The sequence below is a fragment of the Brevibacterium sp. FAM 24630 genome (genome assembly GCF_049804075.1).
In the GTDB taxonomy this organism is placed as follows: Bacteria; Actinomycetota; Actinomycetes; order Actinomycetales; family Brevibacteriaceae; genus Brevibacterium.
Genome location: NZ_JBNBZD010000024.1, coordinates 1 through 23,101, shown reverse-complemented (window position 1 = coordinate 23,101; position 23,101 = coordinate 1). Strand labels below are relative to the sequence as shown.

Below are 23,101 nucleotides of genomic sequence, written 5' to 3'. Positions count from 1 at the left end.
CGCCGGCGTGTCCGCCGACGGCATTCGCTGACAACAGTGGTCACAGTGCTCACTGACGCGCCAGCGCCGCGGCCACGAGCCCCGCGAACAGCGGGTGCGGCGCGGTCGGACGCGACTTCAGCTCGGGGTGGGCCTGTGTCGAGACATAGAACGGGTGGGTCTCGGCGGACAGTTCGACGAACTCGACGAGCTCACCGTTGGGTGAGGTGCCGGAGAACTCCAGTCCCGCCTCGGCGAGCTGATCCCGGTAAGTGTTGTTGACCTCGTAGCGGTGGCGGTGCCGTTCGCTGATCGTCGTCGCACCGTAGACACCGGCGACGACGCTGCCCTCGGCGAGGTTCGCTTCGTAGGTGCCCAACCGCATGGTCCCGCCCAGGTCTCCTTCGCCTTCGACGATGGAGAGCTGCTCGGCCATGGTCGCGATGACCGGGACCGTGGTCTCCGGGTCGAACTCGGACGACGACGCCGCCTCGATGCCGGCGACATTGCGGGCGTACTCGATGACCATGCACTGCAGTCCCAGGCACAGACCCAGGGTCGGGATCTGGTGGGTGCGGGTGTACTCGAGTGCGCCGAGTTTGCCTTCGATGCCGCGGATGCCGAAGCCGCCGGGCACGCAGATCGCGTCGAGTCCGGCCAGCGCCTTCTCGGCTCCGGCTTCGGTTTCGCAGTCATCGGAGGCGATCCAGCGGATCTTGACCTTCGCGTCGTTGGCGAAGCCGCCGTGACGCAGCGCCTCGGTCACCGACAGGTAGGCATCGGGCAGATCGATGTACTTGCCGACGATGCCGATCGTGACCTCGCTCGAGGGGTTGTGCACACGCTCGAGCACCCAGTCCCACTTCGTCCAGTCGACATCGCGGAAGGGCAGGTTGAGGCTGCGGATGACGAACACGTCGAGACCGCCGTCGTGGAGGACCTTCGGGATGTCGTAGATGCTCGGGGCGTCGACGCAGGAGACGACGGCGTCGGTTTCGACGTCGCAGGCCCCGGCGATCTTCGCCCGGATCGAGTCCGGCAGCTCGCGGTCGGAGCGCAGCACGATCGCATCGGGCTGGATGCCGATCGAGCGCAGGGTCGCCACCGAATGCTGCGTCGGCTTCGTCTTCAGTTCGCCCGAGGGCCCGAGGTAGGGCACGAGGGAGACGTGGATGAAGAAGACGTTGTCCCGTCCGATGTCGTGGCGGACCTGGCGGGCGGCCTCGAGGAAGGGCTGAGATTCGATATCGCCGACGGTGCCGCCGATCTCGGTGATGATGACGTCGGGGCGATCCGCCTCGGGGCGTTCGGCCTGCGCACGCATGCGCGCCTTGATCTCGTCGGTGATGTGCGGGATGACCTGGACCGTGTCGCCGAGGTACGCGCCGCGGCGCTCCTTGGCGATGACCGAGGAGTAGACCTGGCCGGTCGTGACGTTCGCGGCGCCGTCGAGGTTGTTGTCGAGGAAACGCTCGTAGTGGCCGATGTCGAGATCGGTCTCGGCCCCGTCCTCGGTGACGAAGACCTCACCGTGCTGGAAGGGATTCATCGTGCCGGGATCCACATTGAGGTAGGGATCCAGCTTCTGCATGGCCACGGTGAGGCCGCGCTGAGTGAGCAGATGACCGAGGCTCGATGCCGTCAGTCCCTTTCCCAACGAAGAGGCGACGCCTCCCGTGACGAAGATGTGCTTTGCCGTATGAGTGCCACCTGGGCCAGTTCGATTCACCACGGGATTTGATTCTATCAAAGTCCGGCTCACGAATCCGCGGCGGCGTCGGCCTCGGCGTACAGGTCGAGCAGCGTAGCGGAGATCGCGGCGCCGTTGCTGACGTCGATGACCCGCTTCTTCGCGGCTACGGCGGAGGTGCCGCGTCCGGCCGGGTCGTCGAGAAGATGATTGATCTCACGCAGCAGACCGTCCGTGTCGTCGGCGTCGACGCTCTTCGCGGCCTCTCCCCAGATGCCGGCGCGGCGTTCGCTGCCGATGAACACGGCAGGCTTCGACAGCTGCATGAGGTCTTCGTGGGACAGGCCGGTCATCGTCTCGCTGGCGATGACGACGTCAGCGGCCGCGGCCACATCGACGAGGTCACCGGCGGGGGCGACGATGACGCCGCGGTCGGAGAATTCGCGGGACACCGTCGACCGGTCCTTGCCGGTGCCGGTGAGGACGAAGACGACGTTGCGGTCGGGGCGTCGGCTGTTGATCTGGACGGCGGCGTCGAGCACGGTCGCCAGCGCCGTGTGATCGCGCAGGGCGATGGGGCTGGCGACCACCCAGGTGCCTTCCTTGACTCCGAGTTCGCGTCGGACATCGGCGCGCGGGGTGCGCACCGTGAGGTCGACGTCGATGTCCGGGTGGACGAGTTCGGCGCGTTCGACGATCGGGACCCGCCCGCTGTAGTAGTCGACGACGGGTTCGGTCGTGCCGAGGACGGCGGTGGCGGTGCGGCCGACGATCTCGGCGCCGGTCTTCTCGATGACGTTCGCGGAGTCGAAGGACTCGATCGTGGCGACGACTTTCGGATGCAGGCGGGCGGGCAGACCGGTGAAGGCGAGCCCGGCGAGCGTCGCCGCGTGCAGTCCGTGCGCGTGGACGATGTCCACGTGCTGGTAGTACTTGTGCAGGGTGAAGGCGGTGTTCGGGTCGGCCATGGAGAAGCGTCGGCGCGCCGCGAGTTCGATCTCGCGGAATTCGTCGGCCAGCTCCTCGGGAACTCCGAAGGTGCCCAGCAGCGACCGGTGTGCGGCGACGGCGACTTTGAAGCCCGCACGGAGGTGACCGAGCACGGCGAGCTTCGCCACTTCGACGACTGGGCCGGTGGTCTCGGCGAGCACGTGCAGAATCCTCGTGTCTGCGCTCAGTGGGTTGACCTCGCCGGATTCGCTCATTTCCTCATCCTCTACTTTCGATCGACGCTGCTTCTAGCCTACCTGGGCAGACACGAGTTCCGTGTATATGCCTGCGAGTTCTTCGGCGACTTCCCTTTCACCGGGAAGCTCGGCTCCGCGGGCTCGTGCCCGTGCCCCGAGCTCGGCGCATCGGGCGGGGTCTCCGGCGAGTTCGGCGACGGCGGCGGCGAAGGCCCGATCATCGTCATCGGGGACAAGGACACCTGCGTCGCCGACGAGTTCGGTGCTGCCGCCGGTTGCGGTCGCCACGATCGCCTTGCCGGAGATGAGCGCTTCCTGGAGCACGAGCGCGCGGGCCTCCCACACGCTCGTGAGCACGTAGATGTCCGCGGCTGCGGCGAGTTCGGCGACGTCGCTGCGTGCGCCGAGGAAATGCAGAGGGGGAATCGCCGAGGCGGCGCTGAGCTCAGCGTACTGTGCCCGGACTTCGCGGAGCACCGTTTCGTCGGCGGCGCCGGCGATGAGCACGACGAGGGCCGGATCGCCCGCGTCCTGTTTCGTGCGCGAGGCGTCCTGTCCCGTGCGTGCCGCGTCCGCTGTCCGGGTCGGGTTCGTGCTGCCCGTCGTGTCGCCGAGGCGGCCGAGCCCGCGCACGAGCATCGGGTAGTTCTTCTGCGGTGCGACCCTGCCCACGGCGAGGACGATGACCGCGCCCTCGTCGAAGCCGTAGGTGCTTGCCAGCTGGGCGCGGGTGGCGGCGGCCGCCTCGGCGCTCACCGGTGTCACCTCGGGTGCGGCGGCGGGCACGAACCGGGCATCGCGGGCACCGAGTTCCTGGGCACGTTCGACGAGGTCGGTGCTGGCACCGAGAACGAGGTCGGCGCCGCGGGCGAGCATCGTCTCCACGCGGATTTCGACCTTCCCACGCAGTCCCTGGCCGCTGGCCCGATTGTGGAGGCTGAGGACGAAACGCGGACGGGAGCGCAGGGTGCGCAGCGTCAGCTGCGTGATGAGTCCGGCGCGGAACCCGTGGGCGTGGACGATCTGCGCATCGAAGCTGCGCAGCAGACTGCGCTGCCGCCGGACCAGGGCGGCATCGGCGGGTCCGATTCCGGTGCCGAGTTCGAGCACGGCGAAGCGGACTCCCGGCAGCAGGGAGAAACCGAAGTGCTCATCGGTCGCGGCGGGGCCGATGACGCCGATCTCATGACCGGCCGCACCGAGGTCGCGGGCCAGTGCCTTGACGTGAGTGCCGACTCCCCCGGTGGAGGTGCCGATGACGAAGACGATCCTCATGATTCTTCCTCCCTGTCCGTTCCAGTGCCCTGCGGTACCGTCGCTTCGCCGGCGCCCGTGTCCTTCCGGTCGGCGAGCAGTCTGCGCACCTCGCCCAGGAAGCCGCGGTCGATGATGAGCACGATGAGCGCGAAGACCACGCAGCCGAGCAGTGCGGAGACGGTGCCGGCGAGCACGGCCGATCCCGCGGAATTGTCGAGCAGTCCCCCGAGCCACTGCGAGGTCACGACTCCCGCGGTTCCGGCAACGGCGGCGGCACCGAGGGTGAGCAGTCCGCGGCGGCCGACCAGCGCGAGGCCGGTGGGGCCGAGGACGCGGCGGATGGACGTGAGCAGGAATCCTCCGGCGACGCTCATGCCCAAGACGTAGCCGCAGCAGATGGCGATGAGCGTCAGCCCCGGATCCCCGTTCGCATTCGTCACGAGGATGGCCGCGATCATGCCGACGATGACGAGGAGCCACCCGGTCGTCGTTGCCGCAGCCGAATGGCGGGACCGTTCGAGGGCGTAGAACACGCGGGTGCCCCAGGCGACGAAACACCAGCCGGGCACGGCCAGTGCCATGACCATGATCGCCTGTGCCATCGAGTCGAAGGGCGCCGACGAGCTCTTCTCCGCGTCGATGGCGATGAAGAAGGTCTGCAGCGGTCCGGCCGCGGAGAGGAGGATGACGGCGCCGAGGCCGCCGATGGCGACGATGAGCGCGGTCGTCGTCGATGTCACGGCCCGCAGTCGCACCCGGGCTTCGGTACGGTGCGTGTCGGTCGCCTCGGGGTCGGTGGATCGTCCCACCCAGGTGGACAGGGTCGGGAACATCACGGTCGCCACGGTCACGGCGAGCACCGCATACGGCAGCAGGTAGACGGCGTTGATGTAGCTGAAGAGGACGAACGTGCCTTCTCCGCCCGAATGGTTCGACAGGGTCAGGGTCGCGAGCACGGCGCCCTGCTGCGCGAGCAGAGCCGACATCCCGGCCCCGGCCAGTCGCAGCGCCCGGTGGGCGACCCCGGGCGGGAAGGAGAAGGTGGGACGCAGTCTCAGCCCGGTCGAGGCCATCGGCAGCGCCAGAGGCAGGGCGAGGGCGGCCACGCCGATGGTCGTGCCCCAGCCGAGCCAGCCGAGGTGGGAGTGCCAGGTGTCGTCGTTGCCGCCGACCATGCGGTAGGCGATGTAGCTGCCGATGACGACGAGGCTGGACAGCAGCGGGGCGAACGCCGGCCAGAGGAACTTCCGGTGGGCTTGGAGCACGCCGGTGAGCACGGCGCCGATGCCGTAGAGGACGAGCTGCGGGGCGAACATGAGCAGCAGCTGCACGGTCGCCTGCACTCCGGTGTCGCTGGTCCGCGCATCGACGAGGACGTTCGCGATGGGCGCGGCGAAGACGGCGAGCAGGATCGACAGCGGCAGGGTCACCGAGACGGCCCAGGTCAGCAGTCCGGAGGCGATCCGCCCGGCCGTCGCGCGGTCCGATCGGGCCAGCGGGATCGCGAGCAGCGGGATGACGGCCCCGGCCAGGGCGCCTCCGGCGACGACCTCGAAGAGGATGTTCGGCACCTGGTTGGCGCTCTGGTAGGCGGTGCCGACGGTGCCGGCACCGACGGTCGCGGAGAAGACCAACCAGCGGAGGAAACCGACCAGTCGGGTCAGCAGGGTGATGATCGATACGAGCAGCGCCGTGGAGGCGAGGACTCGAACGAGCTTGCTCACACGCCCTCGCGGCCGAAGGCGTCGATCTCCCGCAGTCCGGGGGTGGACTCGATGACGGAGGTGAACGACACCTTCTCACTTGCCAGGGTGAGTCCGGCGAGGACGGCGAGGATGAGACGGCGGCGTCCCGGGCTCGCGGTTTCGGCGAGGATCACGCCGATGGCAGCGCCCAGCGCGTTCGCGCCGGTGTCCCCGAGCATGACCTCACCGGCCAAGTCCTCGGGCCAGGCCGCTGCCGTGGCGCCGGCGATCGCGGCCGACGGCGACCAGGACACGCGACGTTCGTGGTCGGTCAGCGCCAGGGTGAGCGCCCCTGTCTTGAGTGCGCGACCGGGTCGGAGGTCGAGGAGGTTGAACAGGTTCGCCGATCCGGCGATGACACCCCCGGTGACGACGATGTCCGCGGCCGCGGCGTACCAGGCGCGGTCGTTCTTCCGAGCACCGAGGCCGGTGCCGAAGGCGGATCCGAGGCTGTCTGCGAGTCCGTGGGCCCCGGGCCGAGGTGCCCCGCTGCGCAGGATCGTCGCGGCCGCGATCGCGGCGAGCGGAATTCCGGTGATCTTGAGCGCTCCGGTCGTGATCTCACCGCGGGCGAGTGCGCTCAGGTGTCCGCGCAGTCCCTTGGAGGACCCGGATTCGCAGAAGTCGTCGACGGCACCGAGGCCGCCCGCCGCGGCCGTGGCCAGCAGGGTCGCGGCTCGCTGCCGGGGGTCTTCGATGAGCAGTCCGCCGGCGAGCAGTCCAGCGGTGACGGCCGGGCCTTCGATGAGCGAGACCTCGCGGCCGGCGTGGTTGGTGCGCACCACGTCCCGCTGGGTGCGCAGCCGAGACCTGAGCACGGCCTTCGTCGCCGCGTATCCGGCGAGTCCGGCGACGGCGGTGCTGACGATGGAGCGGATCATTTCGCCTCTTCCTTCTTCGTCTCGTCCGTCTTCGCGGGCAGGATCCCTTCCGCGTCTTCGGCGAATCCGTAGTGTCCGTGGGTGCCGGCTTCACCGGCGGCCAGCGCCCGAACGGCGATGACGGGGCCGGCGCCGAGGCCGAGTCCGTCGACGGTGCTGGCCCGCGACTTCTCCGTCCGCAGCACGTTGACGAGTCCGTTCTGGGACGATCCGGCGTCGCCGGCGACGACGACCGAGGTGGCTTCGGCGGTGAGTGCGGTGACGAAGTCGGTCACCAGGGTGCGGGTGGCCTTGTCATCGGTGGCCTGCGGGCTCGGCTTCGTCTCCTCGGCCAGAGTCGAATTCTCATCGTCGACGACGATGAACAGCGAGGTCGTCTTGTGATCGGTGTCGGTGCGCAGACGGTCGGCGTCGACGAAGGCGTCGTAGAGCTGCGAGGACTTCTTCTCCGCGGCGTCACGGTCAGCGGGATCTTCGAGCATCGAGGCATCTCCGGTGAGCGCGATGACCAGTGCCGCGCGGATCGCCGTCGAATCGTCTTTCGGCAGCTTCGGCACGATCTTGCGCAGCTGTTCGAGGAACGCAGAGGAGTCCTCGAGACTGAGCGTGGTCGGGACGAAGGAGACGTCGCCGGCGATCGTGCCGTCGGCTTCCTTGACCCTGTTGCTCACCTCTTCGACCTGCTCGGGGTCGGCCTCGGGTCCGGCGATGATGCTCACGTCCTGGCCCTTGAGGGTGCCTTTGATGAGTTCGGGAGCCGCTGCGGTGACGAAGTCGTTCTGTTTGTCGATGTTGCCCTTGGCCGCATCGAGGTTCGCTCGCAGAGTGTCTCGGTCGCTGCGCAGCGCATCGACCTGGCTCTGCAGGGATTCCCCGATCGGTTCCTTGAGCGGGCCCGCGCCGAGGACGATGCCCACGGCGAGTGCGAGGAACACCGAGACGAGGGAGACGAGGTGGTAGCGGAAATCAATCACGGGTCAGTCCTTGGATGAAGCCGGCGGATTCTGTCGAGGCCGCGGGGTCCCCGCCGAAGAGGGAGCCGATCCAGCCGAAGAGGCCGTCGAGTTGGGCGCCGATGAGGCCGAGGAAGGTCTGCCCGGCCGAGGTTGCGGTCATCGCCACGCCGAGGGCGACGAGTCCGGCGATGATGAGCACGGCCAGCTGCAGGCTGGAGATGCGCTGCCGGTAGAGGAGGGAGACTCCCTTGGCGTCGATGAGCTTCGATCCCACTCGCAGGCGGGTGATGAACGTCGAGGCCATGCCCTTGCGGCCTTTGTCGAGGAACTCCATGACGGTGTCGTGGGTGCCCACGGCGACGATGAGTTCGGCGCCTTTGTCATCGGCGAGCAGCATCGCGATGTCTTCGCTCGTGCCGGAGGCGGCGAAGGCCACGCAGTCGACGCCGAGTGATTCGACGCGTTCGGTGCCCGGCGCGTTGCCGTCACGGTAGGCGTGGACGACGATCTCGGCTCCGGAGGTCAGCGCGGTGTCGGACACGGAGTCCATGTCGCCGACGATCATGTCGGGGCGGTAGCCGGCTTCGATGATCGCATCGGCACCGCCGTCGACGCCGACGAGCAGGGGCCGGTATTCGCGGATGTAGGAGGACAGCATCGCCAGGTCCTCCTTGTAGTGGTATCCGCGGACGACGATGAGCACATGTCGGTCGGTGAACTGCGTCTTCACTTCGGGCACGACGAGTTCGGCCGAGAGCAGGTCGGAGTCCTTGCGGATGTATTCGATCGTGTTGTCGATGAAGTCCACGAGCACGGAGTTCATTCCGGCTTCGGCCATGTGCATGTCGTCGGCGATCGTCTCGTGCGTCTGCAGAACTCCGGTCGCCACCTCGGTGTCACCTGCAAAGACGGTGCCGCCTTCGGTGGAGATCTCGGCGTTCTCGTCGACGGCGTCGAAGATCTCTGCTCCGGTGGCGTCGATGAGGGGGATGCCGGCGTCGACGATGATGCCCGGGCCGAGGTTCGGGTAGCGGCCGGAGATCGATTTGTCGGCGTTGATCACCGCGGCCGGTCGGCAGGCGACGAGGGCCTCGGCGGAGATCCGGTCGATGTCGGAGTGTTTGATGACCGCGATATCGCCTGCTTCGAGGCGTTTGGTGAGGTCTTTCGTGCGTCGGTCCAGGCGGGCAGGGGCGGGACCGGACCGGGTCGGTGCGGCGGGAACGTCGCGATGTCTACGCACTCTCATGGTCCGGCCATTGTCTCATGTGGTCCTCGCGCCGGCGTCCTTGACCTGCCGTGCATTGTCGAGGAGTTCGGCCGCATGGGCCTTCGCCGAGGCGGAGTCGTCCATTCCGGCCAGCATGCGGGAGAGTTCGACGACGCGGTCTTCGTCGCTGAGTTCCTGCACGCCCGAGCGCACGGTCTCGGCGTCATCGTCTTTGACGATGGTCACGTGCGTGTCGGCCCACGCCGCGACCTGCGGCAGGTGGGTGACGACGATGACCTGGGCGTTTCGGGCGAGCTTCGCCAGTCTGCGGCCGATCTCCACGGCCGCCTTGCCGCCGACGCCGGCATCGACTTCGTCGAAGACGTAGGTGGGAATGGATTCGCTGGCCGCGCGGACGACTTCGATGGCGAGCATGACGCGGGAGAGTTCACCGCCGGAGGCGATCTTGCCGATGTCGTCGGGAGTCGAGGATTCGTGCGCGGCAAAGGTCAGCCGCACCTCGTCGGCACCGTGGCCGGTCGGTTCCCGGGGCGTGAGCTCGAAATCGACGCTCGCCTTCGGCATCGACAGTGCCGCGAGCTCTTCGCTCACGGCCTGGGAGAATTCCTGCGCGGTGGCGGTGCGGATCTCTGTCAGCGCCGCGGCGGCTTCTTCCATCACGGTCCGCGCTTGGTCGAGTTCGGCGTCGAGGCCGTCGAGGTCGCGGTCTTCGGTTTCGAGTTCGGTGAGTTCGGCCGCGGACCGGGTTTCGAAGTCGAGGACTTCGGCCACGTTCTGGCCGTAGGGGGCCAGGGTGCCGAGTTCGGCACGGCGGGCTTCGGTCTCTTCCAGTGAGGTCTCGCCGAGTTCGTCGAAGCCGGAGAGGTAGGAGGACAGTTCCGCGGCGGAGTCCGACAAGCGCAGCACCGCGTCGCCCAGGGCTTCGCGGATCGTGGTCAGTTCTCGGTCGGAGGATTCGACGTCGCTGATCGCGGCGATGGCCTGATGGACGAGGTCGACGGCGGCTCCGGCGTCGTCGGCTTCGGAGCCGAGCAGCAGGTCGTGGGCGGCGCCGACGGCGCGGGTGATCTCGGCGGCGGCGCCGAGCTTCGCGGCCTGGGCGGTCAGCGTCTCATCCTCGCCGGGTTCGGGGCGCACGGCGTCGATGGCTTCGAGGCAGCCGCGCAGCCACAGGATGCGTTCGCGGCGGGCCGCGGTGGAGTCTTTGATGCGTGAGACTCGGGCTTCGGTCTCTTTCCAGGACTCGAACGCGGCACGGTAGCGGGCGGCCACCTCGGCGAGTCTCTGTCCTCCGGCGGCGTCGAGGAGCTGTCTCTGCTGGGCGGTGCCTTTGAGTCGCAGCTGTTCGGATTGGCCGTGGAGGGTGATGAGGTCGGAGGAGATGTCGGTGAGCACGGAGATCGGCACGGTGCGTCCGCCCGCGGTGGCCCGAGCGCGGCCCTTGAGCGCGACGGTGCGGGAGATGATCGCTTCGTCCTCGGCGCTGCCGCCGGCTTCTTCGATGCGCTCACGCACGGTCTCGGCGACATCGGTGAAGATGCCTTCGACTTCGGCTTTCTCCGCGCCCTTGCGGACGACTCCGGAGCCGACTTTGCGGCCCATGAGCAGGGACAGGGCGGAGACGAACATCGTCTTGCCGGCGCCGGTCTCACCGGTGACGACGGTGAAGCCGGTGTCGAGTTCGACCTCGGCTTCGGCGATCACGCCGAGGTGGGAGATGCGCAGTTCGGAGATCAATCAGGCCTCCTTGATCGGGCCCCGCCACCCGGAGACGGGCAGGCGGAACTTCGCGACGAGTCGGTCGGTGAAGGGTCCGGTGTGCAGGCGGGCGAGTCGGATCGGCGACTTCGAACGGGTGGCCTCGACGCGGGCGCCCGACGGCAGTTCAAGGGCACGGCGGCCGTCGCACCACAACACGGCGGAGAAGTCGGGGTTCGTCGGGGAGATCTCCACACCGAGCCGGGAGTTCGGGTTGACGACGAGCGGTTCGGCGAAGAGGGCGTGGGCGGAGATCGGGACGAGGATGAGCGCTTCGACCTCGGGCCACACGATGGGGCCGCCGGCGGAGAAGGAGTAGGCGGTCGAGCCGGTGGGGGTGGCGAGGATGACGCCGTCGCAGCCGAAGGAGGACACGGGGCGGGCGTCGACGCCGAGGACGACGTCGACCATGCGCGACTTCGAGGTTTTCTCCACGGTCGCCTCGTTGAGCGCCCAGGCGTTGAAGATGTTCTCCCCCTCGTGCCAGACGGACACGTCGAGGGCGAGGCGCTCTTCGACGAGGTAGTCGCGTTGGGAGGCACGGTGGACCGCCTCGGCGAGGTCTTCTCTTTCGCTTTCGGCGAGGAAGCCGACGTGGCCCAGGTTGACGCCCATGAGGGGTACGCCGGAGCCGTGGAAGCGTTCGGCGGCGCGGAGGATGGTGCCGTCGCCGCCGAGGACGATGACGAGTTCGCAGGCGTTCTTCCACTCCCCAAGCTCGGAGGCATCGATGATGACGCAGTGGTCGAGGATGTCGGCTTCGGCGACCGTTTCGGTGCCCAGGGCCGCGGCTTGGCGGGCGCGGATGCCGACGATCTCGTCGTCGAGGACGACGGGGGTGATGCCGTCGTCGAGGAGAGCTTTGAATACGCTGACGGCGGCCACGGCCGACTCTTCACGTTGGGGGTGCAGCAGCACCATGATGTGTCTGGTCACGACTCTCCTCTCATGATCTTGTCCAGGTGGGCGGGGATGGTTGCTTCGTCGAGCCTATCGGACTCATCCGGGGCGCGGCCGGGTCGAACACGCAGGAAGTACTCCCTGTTCCCGCTGGGTCCCGGCAAGGGTGAGGCCGCAATGTCGCTCACGCGTGCGGCGTGTTCGCCGACGGCGGTCACGACGGAGTCGATCGCACGGCGGCGGTGGGCCGCGGACGTGACGACGCCGTGCTTGTCGAGGCAGGAGCGGGCGAGTTCGAATTGGGGTTTGACCATAAGCAGCAGCTGCCCGGTCGATGCCGTGGCGGCCAGCAGCGGTTCGAGGAGCAGGCGCAGGGAGATGAAGGAGACGTCGGCGACGACGAGGTCGACGCTCGGTACGTCGGAGTTCGAGAGTTCGCGCAGGTTGAGGCCTTCGCGGACGTGGACGCGCGGGTCTTCGCGCAGCATGGGGGCGAGCTGGTCATGGCCGACGTCGACCGCCCAGACCTCGGCGACTCCGTGCTGGAGGAGGACTTGGGTGAAACCGCCGGTGGATGCGCCCGCGTCCAGGGCGGTGAGGTCGCTGAGCCTGGTCGTGAGTGCGAAGGCGTCGAGGGCGCCGAGGAGTTTGTGGGCGCTGCGGGCGACCCAGGGGTCGGGTTCGGTGACGGTGAGGTCATCGGCTTCGGCCACCTCGTGGGAGGCCTTGGTGATGGTGCGGCCGTTGACGCCGACACGGCCGGCGGCGATTTCGCGGGCCGCGCGGGAGCGGGAGTGCAGCAGTCCGCGGTCGACGAGTGCCCGGTCGAGCCTGCTCACAAGGAGCCCACCTGGGAGTCGAGTTCGTCGAGCAGGACACCGAGGCGCTCATGACGCTGCGCGGCGGGGGCGTCCTTGGTCTCGGCGAGGTGCGCACGCCAGCCGTCGACGGGCACGTCTCCGCTCAGCGAAGCCGGTGTCGGTGTCGGTTGGGCCTGCGGTGGAGGGGTCGGTCGCGGTGATTCGGTCACTGGTCCTCCTCAACATCGTTGCGAATCCCGGAGGTGTCGGCGGTGTCGGGACAGTCGCCGATCGTGCGCGGCAGCTGCTCTTCGGTCAGCACCGCCTCGGCGTCGGTGTCGCCCGCGTCGATGGCGTCCCAGGCACGGTGCAGGGCGGATTCGATCTGCGTGCATTCGCTGCGGTCGGCGCCGGTGATGAGGGCTTCGAGGCCGCGCAGACTCGGCAGGATGAAGGTCGGTCGGCGTTCGGGTGCTGCGCGGAGTGCATCGTGGATGTCGTGGATTCCGGTGAGCACGAGCGCGGTGTCGAAGCCGGCGGCACGTCCGCCTTCGATGTCCGTGTTCAGTCGGTCACCGACCATCAGCGGTCGTCTGGCGCCGAGGCGGCTGGCCGCGAATTCCATCATGTGCGGGGCGGGTTTGCCGACGATGACGGGTTCGGTGTCGGTGAGTCGGGACATGAGTTCGACGAATGCTCCGTTGCCGGGGACCTTGCCGGATTCGGTGATGAGGGAGAAGTCGGGGTTGCTCGCCCACCATTCGGCTCCCGAACGGATGGTCGCGCAGGCGCGCACGATCGTCTCGTAGTCGATGTCCGGGTCGAGCCCTTGCGCGATGGCCACGGGCTGGGCTTTCGCGGAGTCCGTGATCTCGAGTCCGGCGTCTTCGAGCGCGATGCGCAGTCCGGTCGTGCCGACGAGGTGGACACGGGCGCCGGGCCCGAACCGCTGCGCGAGGCGTTCGGCGAGCACCTGCGCCGAGGTGGTCACTTCGTCGTCGGAGGCGTCGATACCCAGCCCGGTGATCTTCTCCGCGGTCGCTTCGGCGGTGCGTGTGGCGTTGTTGGTCACGTAGTTGACGGGAATCTGCTGGGAATGGAGCCAGTTGATGCCGTCAGCGGCTCCGTCGATCGCGTGGGTGCCGTGGTAGACGACGCCGTCGAGGTCGAACAGGACACAGTCGATGGGCACGCCCGTGGTCTCAGGCGTGGAACCGTGCGACGTCTGTGCCTGTTCGGCGGGGAGTGTCACTGGTCTCCGTCGGCCTCGGCGGTCTCGGTGTCGGTCCCGGCGTCGGCGGTGTCGGTGGTAACGGTGTCACCTTCCGTGCCGGCGTCGGCTTCTGCCTCGGCGAGGATCTCGTCGAGTTCGGATTCGATCTCCTCGTCGGTGACCTTGACGGATTTCAGTTCCTTCGCCGAGACGTGCGTCTTCGACGAGGGGGTCTGGTCGGCAGGTGCTGCTGACTCGGCGGACGCACCTTCTCCGGCTTCGGACTCTGCGACTTCGGGCTTGCGGTCGTCGGTCTCGCTGCCGGCTTCGGTGGACGGTTCCTCTGCGGCCTCGGACTTGCGGTCGTCAGTCTCGCCGCCGGTCTCGGCGGACGCGTCGCCTGCGGCCTCGGGCTCGTCTTCGATCTCGTCGACGGTTTCGATCTCGACACCGGCGTTGAGGTCCGGCTCCTCGTCGCCGAAGAGTGTGCCGGTCGCCTTGGCCGTGCGGCGGGAGAGCTCTTCGTACTTGTCGGCGAGTTCGGGCTCGCCGTCGATGCGCAGCACTTCGGCGTAGGCGGCCATGAGACGGACCAGTGCGCCGCTGGGCTTCTGGGTGAAGTCCTCGGCTTCGATGAGTCGACGTGCGCCGGCGATGTCTCCGAGGTCGGACTTCGCTCCGGCAGCGACGATGACGAGTTCGGTGCGAGCATCGTTGTCGAGGTCGAGCTCTTCGGACTGCTTCAGCAGCTCGATGGCCTTCTCCGGCTTGCCGCGGCCGCGTTCGCCATCGGCGATGAGCGCGATGTTGTCATTCGACCCGGAGATGCGGCGGTGGGTGCGCAGTTCGCGCACGGCCTCGTCGTATTTCTCGACGTAGTAGGCAGCGATGCCGAGGGCCTCACGGACGACGGCGACGCGGCCGGCGCGAGCCATGGCGGCCTTCGCGTGTTCGTGGGCGCGGTCGGCATCGAGGTCGAGCAGCCCGCCCGCGGCGACGAGATGTTTGGCGACCATGATCGCGTTCTCTTTGTCGAGGGAGCGCAGCTGAGCGAAGATCTCTTTGTCGAGCTCGCGGCCGGTGACGCCTTCGGGGATCTCGGGTTCTTGGACGCGCGGGCGGCGGGCGCGCTGCTCGCGTGCGTATTCGCCGGTATCGGTCTTGCGCGACGCACGGCGGTCGTTGTCATTGCGGCCGTATCCTCCGCGGCCCCGGCGGTCGTCATCACGACGGTTGTCCTGGTAGCCACCGCGACGGTCATCATTGCGACGATTGCCCTGGTAGCCACCTCGGCGATCGTCATCACGACGGTTCCCTTGGTACCCGCCACGACGATCGTCATCACGACGGTCACGGTTGAAACCGCCCCTACGGTCATCATCGTTGCGACGATTGCCCTGGTACCCACCGCGACGATCGTCATCACGACGGTTCCCTTGGTACCCGCCACGACGATCGTCATCACGACGGTCACGGTTGAAACCGCCCCTACGGTCATCATCGTTGCGACGATTGCCCTGGTACCCGCCTCGGCGATCGTCGTCACGACGGTTTCCCTGGTACCCACCGCGACGATCGTCATCACGGCGGTTGCCCTGATACCCACCACGGCGGTCATCTCGGCGATCGGAATGGCGTGGCCCGCGGCCGTCCCGGTTGTCCGGTCGACGGTTGCGATTGTTGTCGCGATCTGCGCCGCGACCGCCTTCTGCGCGGCGGTTGTCCTGGCTGTCTCGCGAATCCCCTTGGGCCACGATTCTCCCTATGAAGTCTTTTCAATGTTCCGCTCCATTCTAGTGCACTCACCGCCGAGTCGCCCTGTGTGCGGGGACACGTCAGACTCCGCCGCGAGCTCTCCTCTCACCCGTCGACTCCCAGGTCACCGCGTCAGCCCTCTGTTAGAATCAAGGCGAATCCAGTCGAACGGCCAGCACAAGTCGAATCGGTTCGGCGGCAGCGGCAGTCCGCGTCGCCTCGGCACCAGGGGATGAATGACAGCGGACGTGGAAGATCATTGCGCGGATGACAGCCGTCTGCGTGTCTCCACGAGCAGAAATTCTGCAGCTATCCGCCTCCCCGCCCCGGTTTTCCTCGGTCCCCTGCCTTCTCTGCAGCACGCATACGCGATGGACAATCCCAACTGCGCTTGTGATCAGCATCATCGGATTGCGCATTCGGCCCCGTGCTTCGCCTATTGTTGTGCCCGGACGCATTCTTATGCCCGAACGCATCTGGGGCGAAGCTCTCGAACCGGGTTGCCCCGCAGGTCAGACGGCAGCTTCGCAAACGCAAGGCTCCTCAGTGACGCCGCATGCTCTGCTCGTGAAACCGATGGTTCGACCCCTCAGATCACACAGTCGTTCACCCGCTAGAAAAAGGAGAAATCGTGCCAAACACACTCTTCATCGACGGACAGTGGGTTTCAGCCGTCAACGGTGGAACCCGCAAGATCCACAATCCGGCCGACGGCAGCTTCGTCGCCGAGGTGGACGAAGCCAGCCCCGCCGACACCGAACTGGCGATCAAGGCCGCCCGCCGTGCCTTCGACTCCGGCGTCTGGTCCTCCGTCCCCGCCAGCGAACGCGGCGACATGCTCCTGAAGTTCGCGGCCGTGCTGCGTGAGCGCAAGGACGAATTCGCCAAGGCCGAATCCCTGGACACCGGCAAGCGCTTTGTCGAATCGCAGATCGACATGGACGACATCGCGAACTGCTTCGACTACTTCGGCAAGCTCGCCGCAAACGATGCCGGTCGCGTCGTCGACGCGGGAACCGACACGGTCGCCTCGAAGATCGTGCACGAGCCCGTGGGTGTCTGCGCCCTCATCACCCCGTGGAACTACCCGCTGCTGCAGGCCGCGTGGAAGATCGCCCCGGCCATCGCCGCCGGCAACACCTTCATCCTCAAGCCCGCCGAACTCACCCCGCACACCGCGATCCTCACCATGCAGGTCCTCGAGGAACTCGGCCTTCCGGCCGGTGTCGGCAACCTCATCCTCGGCGCCGGAGCCGATGCGGGAGCTCCCCTGTCCACGCACGAGGACATCGACATGGTCTCCTTCACCGGTGGCGTGGTCACCGGTCGCCTGCTCGCGAAGAATGCCTCGGCGACGATCAAGAAGATCGCACTCGAACTCGGCGGCAAGAACCCGAACGTCGTCTTCGCCGATGCCGACTTCGACGCCGCCCTGGACAATGCGCTCAATGCGGCCTTCGTCCACTCCGGCCAGGTGTGCTCCGCCGGTGCCCGGCTCATCGTCGAGGAATCCATCGCCGAAGAGTTCGTCAACCGCCTCGTCGAACGTGCCGAGCAGATCCGACTCGGCGGACCCTTCGACGACAACGCTGAGACCGGTCCGCTGATCTCCGCGGCCCACCGCGACAAGGTCGCCGCCTACGTCGAGAAGGGTGTGGCCGAGGGTGCTCGTCTGCGCTGCGGCGGCAAGTTCGGTGAGGGTGACCTGGCCGACGGCTTCTACTACCTGCCGACCGTGCTCGACCAGGTCAAGCGCGGCATGTCCGTGGTCGAGGATGAGGCCTTCGGCCCCGTCGTCACCGTCGAGACCTTCTCCACCGTCGACGAGGCGGTCGAGATCGCCAACGACACCTACTACGGACTCGCCGGTGCCGTGTGGAGCCAGGACGCGGGCAAGACCCAGCTGGTCGCTCAGCGCCTGCGCCACGGCACCATCTGGATCAACGACTTCCACCCCTACCTGCCGCAGGCCGAATGGGGCGGCTTCAAGCAGTCCGGCTTCGGTCGCGAGCTCGGCCCCACCGGTCTGGCCGAATACCAGGAAGCCAAGCACATCTACCAGAACCTCGAACCCGCTGTCACCGGATGGTTCCCCGACCACACGAAGTGACCCTGGGATCACAGACGAATACGCAGAATAAGGAGAGATGGACAGTGGAAACCACTCATAGCTTTGATTATGTTGTTGTGGGAGGCGGCTCGGCCGGAGCCGCAGTCGCCGCCCGCCTGAGCGAGGATCCCCAGGTCACCGTCGGACTGCTCGAAGCGGGTCCGACCGATGTCGGTGAGGACGTCGTCCTCCAGCTCAACCGCTGGATGGAGCTGCTCGAATCCGGCTTCGACTGGGACTACCCCATCGAAGAGCAGGAGAACGGCAACTCGCACATGCGCCACGCACGGGCGAAGGTGCTCGGCGGCTGCTCCTCGCACAACTCCTGCATCGCCTTCTGGGCCCCTCGCGAGGATCTCGACGAGTGGGAGAACACGTACGGCGCCACCGGCTGGGGATCGAAGGACACCTTCGGCCTGTACAAGAAGCTCGAGAACAACGAGCTGCCCGGTGACCACCACGGACACGACGGTCCCGTGCGTCTGATGAACGTACCCCCGGTCGACCCCTGCGGCGTCGCTCTCCTCGACGCCTGCGAGCAGGCCGGGATCCCGCGTGTGCAGTTCAACGACGGCGAGACCATTGTCAACGGTGCGAACTTCTTCCAGGTCAACCGCAAGGACGACGGCACCCGTTCGTCCTCCTCGGTGTCCTACCTGCACCCGATCCTCGACCGTGAGAACCTCACGATCCTCACCGGCACGCAGGCCCGCGAGCTCGAGTTCGATGACGCCGACAACTGCACCGGCGTGCACGTGGTCAACAACGCCTTCGGCCACACGAAGCGCATCGAGGCGAAGAAGGAAGTCATCGTCTCCGGCGGTGCCATCAACACCCCGCAGCTGCTCATGCTCTCGGGCATCGGCCCCAAGGACCACCTCGCCGAGGTGGGCATCGACGTTCGCGTCGACTCACCGGGAGTCGGCGAGCACCTTGCCGACCATCCGGAAGCCGTCATCGCTTGGGATGCGAAGAAGCCGATGGTCGAGGATTCGACCCAGTGGTGGGAGATCGGCATCTTCACCCCCACCGAAGAGGGTCTCGACCGTCCGGACCTGATGATGCACTACGGTTCGGTGCCCTTCGACATGCACACTCTGCGGCAGGGGTACCCGACCTCGGAGAACACGTTCTGTCTGACTCCGAACGTCACTCACGCGAAGTCCCGCGGAACCGTGCGTCTGCGCTCGAAGGACTACCGCGACAAGCCGAAGGTCGATCCCCGCTACTTCACGGACCCGGAAGGCCATGACATGCGCGTGGCTGTCGCCGGGATCAAGAAGGCCCGTGAGATCGTCTCCCAGGACGCGATGTCCGAGTGGGCCGGCGAAGAGCTGTTCCCGGGCAAGGACGTCGTCACCGACGAGCAGATCGCCGATTACGTCTCACGCACGCACAACACGGTCTACCACCCGGTCGGCACCACCCGGATGGGACCGGTCGATGACGAGATGTCGCCGCTCGATCCCCAGCTCAAGGTCAAGGGCGTCAACCGTCTGCGCGTCGTCGATGCCTCGGCGATGCCGGAGATCACCACGGTCAACCCGAACATCACGGTGATGATGATGGGTGAGAAGTGCGCGGAGATGATCAAGAACGGTCAGTGACCGATAGATGGAACGGTCTGTGACTGTCAGACAGACCGGTCTGTGACCGATCGATGAAGGGGCCGCTGCGAATGGCAGCGGCCCCTTCGTCATGCTCGGACCGAGTGATGCTCGGATCCAGTCGTACTCGGACCGGGTCATGCTCGGACCCGCAGGGTATCCGGGGATCGGAATCCGGAGCGGGTCTACCCGTCGTCGCCCTTGCCCGACGTTCGGCGACTGCCGGTTCGGCTGGCGAGGGTGCCTCCGCGTTTGACCTTGTGACCGTGCGAATCGATGTAGGGGTCACGGAACTCCGGTGCCGGTTCGACGGCTTGAGGTCTCGTGACGACGTCCTCGTCGCTGTCATACTCGTGGCCGAATTCGTCGTCACCGCCCTCACGACGTTCGACCTCTTCGGGCGGCAGCACCTTCTTCCAGCGGCGCATCCGCACCCTGGGCAGCACGCCGGCGTCCTCGCGCAGCGCCCGCATCAGAGCGTAGATCTGGAAGTAGGCGATGATGAAGAACGGCAGACCGACGAGGATGATCGTCGATTGCAGGGCTTCGAGACCGCCGGAGCCGGAGAATACCAGCAGAGTCGCCGTGACGACGGCGACGGCGAGGGCCCAGAAGATCCTCTGCGGCAGCGGGTTGAAGTCCTCATGCCCGTTGTTCATCGTGTCGACGACGAGTGCCGCAGAGTCCACCGAGGTGACGAAGAAGATGATGACGAGGACGATCGCGATGACCGAGACGGGGCCTGCCAGTGGGTAGTGGTCGAGGAACGCGAAGAGCGCACCGGGAATGTCGCCTTGGTCGACGACCCGGTCGACCAGTCCCCCGCCCTTGTTGAACTCGATGTCGAACGAGGCGTAGCCGAAGATGCCGAACCACAGGATCGAGAACGCTGCGGGAATGGCGAGCACGCCGATGACGAACTGTCGGATCGTGCGTCCGCGGGAGATGCGGGCGATGAAGATCCCGACGAACGGTGACCAGGTGATCGTCCAGGCCCAGTAGAAGACGGTCCAGGTGTTCTGCCAGCCGGTATTCGCGAACGTATCGTTCCACAGCGCCAATTCGGGCAGCTGCTGGATGTAGGTGCCGAAGGATTCGAAGAGGCCCTTGGCCATGAACAGGGTCGGGCCGAAGACGGCGATGAAGACCAGCAGCAGCACCGCCATGACGATGTTGAGGTTCGACAGCACCTTGATGCCCTTGTCGAGGCCGAGCGAAACGGAGATCGTCGCCAGACCGCAGACCACGCCGATGATGATCAGCTGCCACAGGGCGTTTTCGGGAATGCCGAGGACTTGTGCCAGACCGCCGTTGATCTGGAGGGTGCCGAGTCCGATCGATACGGCGATGCCGAAGACCGTGCCGATGATGGCGACGACGTCGATCGTCTTGCCGATCGGTCCGTGGATCTTCTCGCCGAGGATGGGCTGGAAGATCGAGCTCACTCGCGGAGGCAGGTTGCGCTTGTGGATGAAGTACGCGAAGCACAGCGCGGGGAGGGTGAAGATCGTCCACGTGTGCAGGGTGAAGTGGTAGTAGGTGAAGTTCATGGCGTCGACCGCAGCCGCGGGCGTGCCGGCTTCGATGCCCAGCGATGCTCGCGGTGGATCGCCGAAGTGGCTCACAGGTTCGGCGACGCCCCAGAACATGAGGATCGAACCGATGCCGGCGGCGAAGAGCATAGCGAACCAGGCACCGTTCGAGTGCTCCGGTGGTTCATCGTCCGGGCCGAGCTTCGCTCTGCCATACCGTGAGGCGGCGATGTAGATGAGAAAACCGAGGAACACTGTGACGCCGAGGATGTAGAACCATCCGAGGTTCGTCAGCAGCCAGTCGGATGCGACGGAGACTCCGGCATCGAGCTGGTCCGTGAAGAAGATCGTTCCGACGACGAAGATGATGATCACGGCAGCCGAGGAGAAGAAGATGGCCGGATTGGTGCGGAGTCTCAATGCATCGTGGAGTCTGTCAAGCATGCGTGCATCCTTCCTGAGTACCAAGCGGGTGAGCGGTGTCTCACCCACACTACAGAAGTGTCCGAGTTTTCATGCAAAGTCCGTTGTCACAAAGCGATATCGACTCTGCTCCTCGGCCTGTCGATTCCACTTCTCGGTCCGTCGGCCCATCCGCGGCAGGCCCAGAAACGACGAACGGAGCCCCGGTCAACATGACCGGAGCTCCGTTTCGAAAGCCGCAGGCGGCAGACGCCTCAGTGCCTGGGAGGCTCGTCCTCACCGCGCGGATCGAGTTCCTCGCCGAGGCGACGGTCACCGGCTGTCCCGGTGTGGCCGTCGGTTCGAGGCTGGCCTTCGACAGGAGGCTGGCCCTCGGTGCGGTAGTCGCCTTCGGGACGCACCCGATCGCCTTCAGGATGGGGACGGCCATCGGGTTCACGAGTGTCTGCAGGCTCGCCCCGGTCTCCCCGATGGTGGCCGGCACCGGGCGCAGGGGCGGCGGGGTCGTGGTTCTCGCCGGGAAGAGGGCCCTTGCCCCGATGCGGAGGCGTATCGGGGTCCAGCTCGTCGGCATGCTGCAGTGACCGCTCGTGAGCGAGTCGTTCTTCGCGCACGAGCTGTTCGCGCTTCGCGGCATCCGAGTCGAGCTGTTCCGCCTCGGCCGCCTGACGGTCTGCGTCGGCCGCACGCGCGTCGGCGTCGGCTTTGGCCATTTTGGCTTCTGCCCGACGCTTCTCCATTTCAGCTTCATGAGCGCGGACTTCGTGTTCAGAATCCGCTGCCTGCTGTCGCAGCTGCGCGGCTTCTTCACGCTGTCGTTCACGCTTCACTGCAGCGGCCTTGCGGCTGACTGCGATGAGGATCCCCACGATGATCAGGATCACGACGATGGCGACAACAATCCAGATGATGGTTGACACGTTCATGCGGTTTCTCCTTTGCTGTCTCTTCGGATGTCGCTGATGAGTTGCATCCGACCCAGCGGACCGCTTCATCCTCGCACGCCGCTACGCCTGCCGCATCAACGTTGACTGTGAGTCTGCCGAGTTTCCGACGGTGCCAGCCGATCTTTCGCTTGGATTCGCCGAGTGATCAGAGAGGTGTACCGCGTGTGGAGAGTTCCGCCGCGAGCCACAGCGCAAGGTCCTGAGTACCGACGGTCAGTCCACGAGGCAGTCTCGTCGTCGACCTGCCGGCGGATCCTTCGCCCTCGATGGTCAGCTCCACAGCGGAGAAGAGTGTTGGACTGACGAGGTGGACATCGCGGATCCTCGACCATGCGAACCCGTCTTCTGGGCATTCGCTCGTCGCGATCCAGACTCCGTGAACAGTCACGATGATCTGAGGGGTACGTTGAGCAGCGAATTGCAGCGTCCTCAGACCCCGCAGGAACTGTCTGTTGGAGGAATAGTGCAGAGTCACTTGGCCGGTCTCTGCCAGCTCTGCTTTCAAAGTTTCGAATGTGCTCATACCGGATTCTATGGCAGCGCGTTCAGTTGTGATTGGGCAGTATGTTCAGTTGAGGACGCGCGATGCGTTCAGGTGAGATCGGGCGATGCGTTTGATTGCCACAGGATGGTGCGATTGATTGTGAATACGAGGAAGGCCCCGCCCAACCCCCACACAAACAGGAATCAGACGAGGCCACCCCCACCAAAAAATATTGCGGCAGTCACTTACTCTCCCACAACCACCAAGTTGCAGTACCATCAGCGCGCATGGGCTTAGCTACCGGGATCGGAACGGTTAACCGGGCGTTTCCCCACCACTATCACCACCGCAAAACCAACAGACCACCACCACACCCAACCCACAAACAGGTCAGGCGGTAATGGTCCAAGAACCGCACAGCGAACGCGAACACCAACAACAGTCACATAACATGCACCCCACAAAACGGGGGTGACTTCTCAAGCCAACACCACGTGCAACCCAAAAAGACTCTCACGCACACACCAACCCCAACAAAAGAGTTGATGAGTGATCGGTGTATTAGTACCAGTCAACTCCACACCTCACAGTGCTTCCATACCCGGCCTATCAACCCCATCATCTATAGGACACCTCTCCCACACAA

At 66.2% G+C, this 23,101-nt stretch carries 19 protein-coding genes and 2 rRNA genes; 3 read left to right on the top strand and 18 right to left on the bottom strand.

What is annotated here, in order from left to right:
• Nucleotides 1-49: 49 nt before the first annotated feature.
• The 13 genes from ACPUD7_RS15115 to ACPUD7_RS15055 are packed head-to-tail and all read right to left on the bottom strand — an operon-like array spanning nt 50 to nt 14,613.
• Complete coding sequence (locus ACPUD7_RS15115; RefSeq protein ID WP_425120366.1) at nt 50-1,729, bottom strand: CTP synthase; 1,680 nt, start codon at nt 1,727-1,729, stop codon at nt 50-52.
• Nucleotides 1,730-1,737: 8 nt separating this feature from the next.
• A complete protein-coding gene (locus ACPUD7_RS15110) occupies nt 1,738-2,874 on the bottom strand; it encodes a group 1 glycosyl transferase (RefSeq protein ID WP_135542041.1) in 1,137 nt (378 codons plus the stop codon).
• Between the two features lie 33 nt (nt 2,875-2,907).
• On the bottom strand, nt 2,908-4,131 hold the full coding sequence (locus tag ACPUD7_RS15105; protein WP_425120365.1) for a glycosyltransferase family 4 protein: 1,224 nt from the start codon (nt 4,129-4,131) through the stop codon (nt 2,908-2,910).
• On the bottom strand, nt 4,128-5,837 hold the full coding sequence (gene murJ, locus ACPUD7_RS15100) for a murein biosynthesis integral membrane protein MurJ (protein WP_425120364.1): 1,710 nt from the start codon (nt 5,835-5,837) through the stop codon (nt 4,128-4,130). Before murJ ends, ACPUD7_RS15105 begins: the two co-directional genes overlap by 4 nt.
• On the bottom strand, nt 5,834-6,739 hold the full coding sequence (locus ACPUD7_RS15095) for a hypothetical protein (RefSeq protein WP_425120363.1): 906 nt from the start codon (nt 6,737-6,739) through the stop codon (nt 5,834-5,836). Before ACPUD7_RS15095 ends, murJ begins: the two co-directional genes overlap by 4 nt.
• A complete protein-coding gene (locus ACPUD7_RS15090; protein WP_135542049.1) occupies nt 6,736-7,713 on the bottom strand; it encodes a copper transporter in 978 nt (325 codons plus the stop codon). Before ACPUD7_RS15090 ends, ACPUD7_RS15095 begins: the two co-directional genes overlap by 4 nt.
• Nucleotides 7,706-8,944 (bottom strand): putative cytokinetic ring protein SteA, encoded by a 1,239-nt coding sequence (steA, locus tag ACPUD7_RS15085; protein WP_425120362.1) that lies wholly within the window; start codon nt 8,942-8,944, stop codon nt 7,706-7,708. Before steA ends, ACPUD7_RS15090 begins: the two co-directional genes overlap by 8 nt.
• A gap of 15 nt (nt 8,945-8,959) precedes the next feature.
• Complete coding sequence (gene recN / locus ACPUD7_RS15080) at nt 8,960-10,663, bottom strand: DNA repair protein RecN (protein WP_425120361.1); 1,704 nt, start codon at nt 10,661-10,663, stop codon at nt 8,960-8,962.
• The gene (locus ACPUD7_RS15075; protein ID WP_425120360.1) at nt 10,664-11,620 is read right to left on the bottom strand and encodes an NAD kinase; all 957 of its coding nucleotides are present in this window, start codon (nt 11,618-11,620) and stop codon (nt 10,664-10,666) included.
• Nucleotides 11,617-12,423 carry a TlyA family RNA methyltransferase gene (locus ACPUD7_RS15070; RefSeq protein ID WP_135542057.1) on the bottom strand — a complete coding sequence of 269 codons (807 nt, stop codon included), beginning with the start codon at nt 12,421-12,423 and terminating at the stop codon, nt 11,617-11,619. Before ACPUD7_RS15070 ends, ACPUD7_RS15075 begins: the two co-directional genes overlap by 4 nt.
• Nucleotides 12,420-12,614, bottom strand: coding sequence for a hypothetical protein (locus ACPUD7_RS15065; protein ID WP_425120359.1), 195 nt, complete (start codon nt 12,612-12,614; stop codon nt 12,420-12,422). The genes ACPUD7_RS15070 and ACPUD7_RS15065 overlap by 4 nt, the downstream gene beginning before the upstream one ends.
• Nucleotides 12,611-13,636 carry an HAD-IIA family hydrolase gene (locus ACPUD7_RS15060; protein WP_425120358.1) on the bottom strand — a complete coding sequence of 342 codons (1,026 nt, stop codon included), beginning with the start codon at nt 13,634-13,636 and terminating at the stop codon, nt 12,611-12,613. Before ACPUD7_RS15060 ends, ACPUD7_RS15065 begins: the two co-directional genes overlap by 4 nt.
• Nucleotides 13,633-14,613 (bottom strand): hypothetical protein, encoded by a 981-nt coding sequence (locus ACPUD7_RS15055; RefSeq protein ID WP_240690056.1) that lies wholly within the window; start codon nt 14,611-14,613, stop codon nt 13,633-13,635. The genes ACPUD7_RS15060 and ACPUD7_RS15055 overlap by 4 nt, the downstream gene beginning before the upstream one ends.
• Between ACPUD7_RS15055 and ACPUD7_RS15050 the strand changes: the two genes are divergently transcribed.
• From ACPUD7_RS15050 to ACPUD7_RS15040, 3 genes are all read left to right on the top strand, one after another.
• Nucleotides 14,551-15,588, top strand: a complete 1,038-nt coding sequence (locus ACPUD7_RS15050; RefSeq protein WP_425120357.1) for a hypothetical protein — start codon at nt 14,551-14,553, stop codon at nt 15,586-15,588. The genes ACPUD7_RS15055 and ACPUD7_RS15050 overlap by 63 nt on opposite strands.
• A gap of 395 nt (nt 15,589-15,983) precedes the next feature.
• The gene (locus ACPUD7_RS15045) at nt 15,984-17,462 is read left to right on the top strand and encodes an aldehyde dehydrogenase family protein (protein ID WP_425120356.1); all 1,479 of its coding nucleotides are present in this window, start codon (nt 15,984-15,986) and stop codon (nt 17,460-17,462) included.
• A gap of 44 nt (nt 17,463-17,506) precedes the next feature.
• Nucleotides 17,507-19,069 carry a GMC family oxidoreductase gene (locus ACPUD7_RS15040; protein ID WP_425120355.1) on the top strand — a complete coding sequence of 521 codons (1,563 nt, stop codon included), beginning with the start codon at nt 17,507-17,509 and terminating at the stop codon, nt 19,067-19,069.
• Between the two features lie 185 nt (nt 19,070-19,254).
• Here the strand turns inward: ACPUD7_RS15040 and ACPUD7_RS15035 are convergent, their stop codons facing one another.
• From ACPUD7_RS15035 to ACPUD7_RS15015, 5 genes are all read right to left on the bottom strand, one after another.
• The gene (locus ACPUD7_RS15035; protein ID WP_135542068.1) at nt 19,255-21,045 is read right to left on the bottom strand and encodes a BCCT family transporter; all 1,791 of its coding nucleotides are present in this window, start codon (nt 21,043-21,045) and stop codon (nt 19,255-19,257) included.
• A 233-nt stretch (nt 21,046-21,278) separates the two neighbouring features.
• Complete coding sequence (locus ACPUD7_RS15030) at nt 21,279-21,950, bottom strand: hypothetical protein (RefSeq protein ID WP_135542070.1); 672 nt, start codon at nt 21,948-21,950, stop codon at nt 21,279-21,281.
• A 166-nt stretch (nt 21,951-22,116) separates the two neighbouring features.
• Nucleotides 22,117-22,494 (bottom strand): hypothetical protein, encoded by a 378-nt coding sequence (locus ACPUD7_RS15025; protein WP_425120354.1) that lies wholly within the window; start codon nt 22,492-22,494, stop codon nt 22,117-22,119.
• A gap of 193 nt (nt 22,495-22,687) precedes the next feature.
• A 5S ribosomal RNA gene (gene rrf / locus ACPUD7_RS15020) occupies nt 22,688-22,806 on the bottom strand.
• Nucleotides 22,807-22,996: 190 nt separating this feature from the next.
• A 23S ribosomal RNA gene (locus ACPUD7_RS15015) occupies nt 22,997-23,101 on the bottom strand; the annotation flags it as partial.